6 protein-coding genes are annotated in these 6475 nt (G+C 66.5%); 1 reads left to right on the top strand and 5 read right to left on the bottom strand.

Going from position 1 to position 6475, the window contains the following annotated elements; genetic code table 11:
* The 3 genes from ABW137_RS28300 to ABW137_RS28290 all read right to left on the bottom strand — a co-directional run.
* On the bottom strand, window positions 1-626 hold a 626-nt coding region (locus tag ABW137_RS28300; protein WP_526404966.1), incomplete at its 3' end, for an SDR family NAD(P)-dependent oxidoreductase.
* Between the two features lie 37 nt (window positions 627-663).
* Entirely contained in the window at window positions 664-1776 is a 1113-nt protein-coding gene (locus ABW137_RS28295) for an NDMA-dependent alcohol dehydrogenase (protein WP_526404964.1), read from the bottom strand.
* A gap of 41 nt (window positions 1777-1817) precedes the next feature.
* Window positions 1818-3314, bottom strand: coding sequence for an aldehyde dehydrogenase family protein (locus ABW137_RS28290; protein ID WP_526404962.1), 1497 nt, complete (start codon window positions 3312-3314; stop codon window positions 1818-1820).
* Between the two features lie 221 nt (window positions 3315-3535).
* Between ABW137_RS28290 and ABW137_RS28285 the strand changes: the two genes are divergently transcribed.
* Window positions 3536-4270, top strand: a complete 735-nt coding sequence (locus tag ABW137_RS28285) for a GntR family transcriptional regulator (protein WP_526404960.1) — start codon at window positions 3536-3538, stop codon at window positions 4268-4270.
* 37 nt (window positions 4271-4307) lie between these two features.
* On the opposite strand, the gene ABW137_RS28280 is transcribed toward ABW137_RS28285, so the two are convergent.
* Both ABW137_RS28280 and ABW137_RS28275 read right to left on the bottom strand, forming a co-directional pair.
* Window positions 4308-5114, bottom strand: a complete 807-nt coding sequence (locus ABW137_RS28280; RefSeq protein WP_526404958.1) for an alpha/beta fold hydrolase — start codon at window positions 5112-5114, stop codon at window positions 4308-4310.
* Between the two features lies 1 nt (window position 5115).
* The gene (locus tag ABW137_RS28275; protein ID WP_526404956.1) at window positions 5116-6447 is read right to left on the bottom strand and encodes an MFS transporter; all 1332 of its coding nucleotides are present in this window, start codon (window positions 6445-6447) and stop codon (window positions 5116-5118) included.
* Window positions 6448-6475 lie beyond the last annotated feature (28 nt).

Below are 6475 nucleotides of genomic sequence, written 5' to 3'. Positions count from 1 at the left end.
ATCGGGGCACCCTTGCCGTGCTTCACGAGATCGTCGGGATCACCGAGGATGTTGGTGACGACATCACCGGAGCCGATGGCGTTCACGCGGATGCCGTCGGCGATGCCCTCGAGGGCGGCGGTACGCGTCAGTTGCGCCAGGGCACCCTTGGACGCGGCGTAGGCGGAAATCGTCGGGAAGCTCTGGAAGCAGGCGTAGGAACCGATGTTGACGATGCTTCCGCCGCCCCGGGGCGCCATCGCACGCATGGCTTCGCGGGTGTGCAAGAACGCGCCCGTGACGTTGGTTCCGATGATGCGATTCCAGTCGTCGAGCGTGGTTTCGACGACGGGCTTGTTGACGATGATGCCTGCGTTGTTGATCAGGATGTCGAGTTTGCCGAAACGTTTCTCCGCCAAGGCGATTGCGTCGGTGGCTGCCTGCTCGGTAGTGACGTCGCCGACCAGCGGTGCTACCCCGTCGAGACCGTCGAACACGGTCATCACCTCAGGGTTGACGTCTTCGGCGACGACCGAGACACCGTATTCGTGAAGCTGTCGCGCGATCGCAAGGCCGACGCCGCTCGCCGCGCCGGTGACGATGGCGACCTTGCCGTTCAGGCTGGCGCTGAGATGGTCAACGGTCATGAGAGTCCTAGGGTTTCGATGGTCGGGCGATGGGTGCTCAGAGCTCGAAGTCGATGATGCCGCGGATGTTGCGGCCCGCCTCCAGGTCCTGGTAGCCCTGGTTGACGTCTTCGAGGCGGTAGCGGGTGGTGATCAGCTCGTCGAGCTTCAGTTGGCCCGCGTCGTACATCCTGAGCATCTTGACGATGTCGTACTGCGGGTTCGACGATCCGAAGAGCGTTCCCTTGATCGTCTTCTCCATGAAGACCATCTCCTGACCGGAGACGTGGACGGTGAGGTTGGCGGCGTTGGACACTCCCGTGACGACGACGGTGGAGCCCTTGCCGATGATGCTGAAGGCCGCCGAGATGGTCGCTTCGTCCATGCGCCCGATCAGGACGAGCGCCTGGTCGGCCCCCTGGCCCCAGGTGAGCTCGCTGACCTTGGCGTGGGCTTCCTCGGCGGTGGCGAAGGTGTGGGTGGCGCCGAACTTGACCGCCGTGTCGCGCTTGAACGCGACGGGGTCGACGCACACGACGTACTTGGCACCTGCGGCCACGGCGCCCTGGACCGCGTTGATGCCGAGTCCGCCGACGCCGTAGATGACGGTGGTGTCGCCGGGGCGGACGTTGCCCGCGTTGACGGCGGTGCCCCATCCCGTCGGAACTCCGCAGCCGACGAGTACCGCGCTCTGCAGGGGCAGCCAGTCGTCGACCTTCACCACCGAGAGTTGGGACACCGTCGCGTATTCCGAGAACGCTCCGAGCATGCAGAAGGCGCTGTAGTCGACGCCGTCCTTGTGCAGCCGAAAGGTGCCGTCGGGCATGCAGCCTTCGAGGATCGTCATGCCGGCGTCGCACAGGTTCTGTCGTCCGGTCGAGCAGTAGCGACAGGTGCCGCAGCTGGGAATGAAGCTGCACACGACGTGGTCGCCCACGGCCACTTTGGTGACACCGGGGCCGACACTCTGCACCACGCCCGCCGCCTCGTGACCGCCGACCATGGGGTAGCGGACGTCGAGGTCGCCTTCGAGCATGTGCAGATCCGAGTGACAGAGTCCGGCGGCGGTGATCTTGAGCATCACCTCGCCGGGTCCTGGCTCGTCGATGTCGAGTTCCATGATCTCGAATGGGGCGTGGGGTGCGGTGAGAACTGCTGCGCGCGTCTTCATTTCGGGGTCCTTTCAGAATGTTCGGTGGAGTTGGTGCAGAGTTAGTCGACGAATGTCCAAACCGACTTGGTTTCCAGGAAGCCGTCCAAACTGTCCGGCCCTAGGTCGCGGCCGTAGCCGGACTGGTTGTAACCGCCGAACGGAGCAGCGGGGTCGGTCAGGCCCCAGCCGTTGACGTAGACGGTCCCGGCGCGCAGCCCACTGGTGGCTCGATGCACCGTGTTGACGTTGGTGCTCCACACCCCGGCGGCCAGGCCGTAGTCGCTGGCGTTGGCGCGGTCGACGACCTCGTCGAGGGTGTCGAAGGGCAGGACCACGACGACCGGGCCGAAGATCTCGTCGCGCACGCATTCCATGTCGTCGGTGACGGATTCGATCACGGTGGGCGGATGGAAGAATCCGGTCAGGGTTTCGGGGACCTCGGCTGCCCGGTGCACGTGGGCGCCAGCGGCCTCTGCCCGCTCGACGTAACCTCGAACCCGTTGCAGCTGGGTGTCGTTGAGCAGCGGGCCGAAGTCGACGTCGGCCTGCAGCCCGTGGCCGATCACGAGCCCGGCGGCTGCGCCTTTGACCCGCTCGACGACCTCGTCGTGAATGCTGCGGTGCACGTAGAGCCGAGACGGCGCGCTGCACGTCTGGCCGGAGTGCCAGAAGATGCCGCCTGCAGAGCCGGCGATCGCCTGATCGAGATCGGCGTCGGCGAAGATGATGTTCGCGCTCTTGCCGCCCAGCTCCAAGGTCACCCGCTTGACCTGGTCCGCGGCGCGCGCCGCAATCTGCTTGCCGACCTTGGTCGATCCGGTGAAGGTGATCTTGGCGACGTCGGCGTGGTTGACCAGTGCGTTGCCTGCGACGTCGCCGGTGCCGGGGACCACGTTCAGCACGCCAGGTGGGAGGCCTGCCTCCATGGCGAGCTCGGCGAGCCAGAGGGCCGACAGTGGGGTCTCCTCGGATGGCTTGAGCACGACCGTGCAGCCGGCCGCCAGCGCGGGAGCGAGTTTCCACCCGCACAGCAGGAGGGGAAAGTTCCACGCGGTGATCGCCGCAACCACGCCGACCGGCTCGCGTTCGGTGCGGATGTGAATGTTGGGGTGGGAGACGGGCACGGTCGAGCCGACGATCTTCGTCGGCCACCCCGCGTAGTAGTGGAAGGCGCGGCCGGCGAAGTCGACGTCGATCGCGCGCGCCGCGCCGCGTACCTTGCCCGCGTCGAGGACCTCGAGTTCGGCGAACTCGTCGGCGTGCGCGTAGATGAGGTCACCGATGCGGTGAAGCACGCGCCCACGGTCCAGGGGACTCATCGTTCGCCACGGGGATTTCGGGTCGAACGCGGTGCGGGCGGCCGCGACTGCTGCGTCGACGTCGGCTTCGCCGGCGCAGGCGGCGGTCCCGATCTGGGCGCCGGTGGCTGGGTCGAGGACCCCGATCGCCTGTCCGCTGAGAGCCTGCACCCGGCGTCCACCGATGAACAGATGGGGTTCGGCATCCAGGCGCTGCCGTACCGCAGGTGAGTGGGTCGGCGTCATCGTCGCGGTCATCCGTCCTCCATTGGATATTTGATACATTGACTTCTAGTGAAGCTACTCCATCGCGGCGCTGACGTCGAGTGTCGATTTCGATGGAGGTTGCATCGTCATCCCGGGAGAGCCGATCTGCCAGCCACATTGGCGTAGGACGGGGCGATCCGCGTGCCGCCTGACGTTTCTCGGTGCGCGGCGGCTAGGATGGCGGAATTGATCAATTATCCAGGGAGTTCGATATGGCTCAGCCGCAAGAAGGCGGTTCGTCGCAGCAGGGGCTGACGCCGCGCGCAGGCGGGCACAGGAGCGTCGCCGGTAGCCCTCTGCCGCGCCGAAACATGAGTGGCGGTGCCATCGACCGCATCAGGACGCTGATCTTCGACGGCACGCTGAGCCGTGGGCAGCGCATTCCTCAATTCGAGATCGCCGAAGCGCTCGGAGTCAGTCGCCTCCCGGTGCGCGAAGCGCTGATCGCCTTGGAGAGCGAGGGTTTGGTCGAATCCGAACCCCACAAGGGTTCCTTCGTGGTCCCCATTCACCGCGAGGACATCGACGACCACTACCGGGTCTACGGAATGGTGCAGGGGCTCGCGACCAGGCGGGCGGCATCGAGGATCACCGCACCGACGCTCGCGCGACTCGAAGAACTGCACGCGCAGATGCAAACGTGTGACGAATCCGTGGCCCACGCGTTGAACTGGGAGTTCCATTCGCTGATCAATCAGACGGGCGGTAGTCGGCGGCTGCTGTCGATCCTGCGACAGATGGCACGCGCCCTGCCGCGGGAGGTCTACGAGGCTCCACCTGCGGCCAGCGAGGAGGCCAATCGCGGCCATCAACGGATCCTGGACGCACTGCGCGCCTCCGACGGAGACGCCGCCGACGAGGCGTCACGTCGCCACGTGCAAGCCGAGGGGGAGTACGTGATCGCCAAGCTGAAGGCAGACGGCATCCTCGCCGACGACGGCTACTGAGCCCTGGAGCGCTCACCAGCGAGGTCGTCGGATTCAATCACGTGGCGGGCCTTCTGGGTTGGAAGTCAAGTGTTTTCAGCCAGGACCGAAGTGCGCCGGTGGCCATCTCGGGGCGCTCCTCGGTGACGAGGTGGCCGGCGTCGGCGATGGGCACATAGGTGGCGTTCGGAAGCCGTCGTTGCATGGCCTCGGCGTGGTCGATCGTGATGCCGTTGTCGTCCTCGCCGTGCACGACGAGCGCAGGCATGGTCAGTCGCGCGAGGTCGGCGAGCCGGTCGGGTTTGTCGATCCAAGAGCGGTATTCGCCATACAGCGACCGCGCGGGCCGCTGCCTCCACTTCTCCCTCCAGCGGTCGACCAACGCCCTCTGACCGGTGAGGGCCCGCTTGCCGAAGATCACCGGCAGAAACGCCTCGACGACCGATTCGGGAATGAGCCCGTCGGCATCGAGCGGCTCGAGCAGCGCGCCGTAGACGTCGTGCTCCTGAGCGGTATAGGCGGCTGCCTGTGTCGACATCAGCACCAGGCCTGCGACGCGGTCGGGGTGCCTGAGGGCCAGCTCGGTGGCCATGAACCCGCCAACGGACATGCCCACCAAGGCGAACCGCTCGACGCCTGCGGCGTCCACCACCGCCAGGCAATCGTCCACCAGGTCGTCGAGCGAACGTTCGGTGCCGAAGCGGCTGGTTCCGGCCCTCGAGGTGTAGGCGATCGTCCGATACTCGCTGGCAAGCGCGGACGTTTGCGGGGCGAACATCGTCCTGTCGAGCAACGTTCCGTGACTGAACACGACGGCGGGCCCGGTGCCGATGTCGGCGAGGTCCGTGTCTGGCTGATTGGGCACGCTAGTTCCCCCTCGCAGGATCGAATTCGACGACATCCACCGGGGCATCGGAGAATTGGGACGGGCGACGGCTGAGCTGGACCGTCGCGGCGGCGCCCGCGACGCTCCACACCGCAAGCCACGCGCAGATGGGCCAGGTCGACCCCGTCCACTGGTAGAACAGCGTGGCCGCGAAGGGCGTGGTCCCGCCGATGACGCTGACCGACAGGGCCTGGCTCAACGCCACGCCACTGAGTCGGACGTCCACGCGGAACCGCTCCGCCAAGAAGGCGGGTTGCGGCGCCTGCAGCGCGGCGTGAGCCAGCCCGAGCATGAGGGTGATGCCGACGAACACGAAGAATCCGGAGCCGGTGTCGATGAGTGCGAACATCACGAAACCACCCACCACGCTGCAGGCGCAGCCGACCAGGAGGACGGCGCGGCGGGAGTACCGGTCACTGAGATGACCAGCGACCGGGATCGTGATCACGTACACCAGCGACGCGCACAGCAGTGCGGTCAGCATCGTCGAGCGGTTGATCTCCAGGATCGAGGTTCCGTACGAGATGGTGTATGCCGACACGAGATAGAACAGGATGCCGCCGGGGGCGATCACGGCAGCGGCGAGTGCCACGTCTCTCCATTGATGCCGCAGCAGCGCGCGAAACGGCTGGCGCTGTCGTCGCTCGGCGTTGCGCAACGCGGTGAACTCCGGGGTCTCGTCGACGCCGAGCCGCACGAACAACGAGACGACGAACAGGACGGCGCTGAAGAGGAAGGGCAGCCGCCACCCCCAGGTTTCGAAGTCGGCCCCGGAGATGCCGTCACTCAACGCGATCGCGCCGGTGGAGAGCAGCAGGCCCGCGGGCACACCGATCTGCACCGTGCTGCCATAGAAGCCCCTCCGTCGTGGTGGCGAATGCTCCACTAGCAGCAGCGCGGCACTGCCCCACTCGCCTCCCATGGCGATGCCTTGGACGAAGCGCAGGACGACGAGAAGTCCCGGTGCGGCCCAGCCGATCCGGTCGAAGGTCGGCAGGACGCCGATCAGGACGGTCGCGACGCCCATCAGCGAGAGGGACAGGACCAGCGTTCTTCGCCGACCGATCCGGTCACCGATCTGCCCCAACACCACACTGCCCAGCGGCCGCGCCAGGAAGCCCACCGCGAACGTGGCGAATGAGGCGAGGGTGCCTGCGACCGGACTGTAGGAGGGAAAGAACAGCGGCCCGAACACCAGGGCCGCGGCGGTTCCGTAGAGGAAGAAGTCGTAGTACTCCAGGGCAGTCCCGGTCAGCCCTGCTGCGACAACGCGCGGCATGCGCGTCCGCGCGGGTTCGGCTGGTGGCTCCATCGTGGTCCTCTCTACCGGAGTGGGGGCT

Source organism: Mycobacterium sp. (assembly GCF_040509115.1).
In the GTDB taxonomy this organism is placed as follows: Bacteria; Actinomycetota; Actinomycetes; order Mycobacteriales; family Mycobacteriaceae; genus Mycobacterium.
Note: the sequence above shows the minus strand (reverse complement) of the source record. Positions and strands in the feature narration are given on the sequence as shown.

Bases quoted from the DNA above. Each gene is read 5' to 3' on its own strand.
- ABW137_RS28295 (WP_526404964.1), bottom strand. From the start codon at position 1,776: ATGAAGACGCGCGCAGCAGTTCTCACCGCACCCCACGCCCCATTCGAG.
- ABW137_RS28290 (WP_526404962.1), bottom strand. From the start codon at position 3,314: ATGACCGCGACGATGACGCCGACCCACTCACCTGCGGTACGGCAGCGC.
- ABW137_RS28285 (WP_526404960.1), top strand. From the start codon at position 3,536: ATGGCTCAGCCGCAAGAAGGCGGTTCGTCGCAGCAGGGGCTGACGCCG.
- ABW137_RS28275 (WP_526404956.1), bottom strand. From the start codon at position 6,447: ATGGAGCCACCAGCCGAACCCGCGCGGACGCGCATGCCGCGCGTTGTC.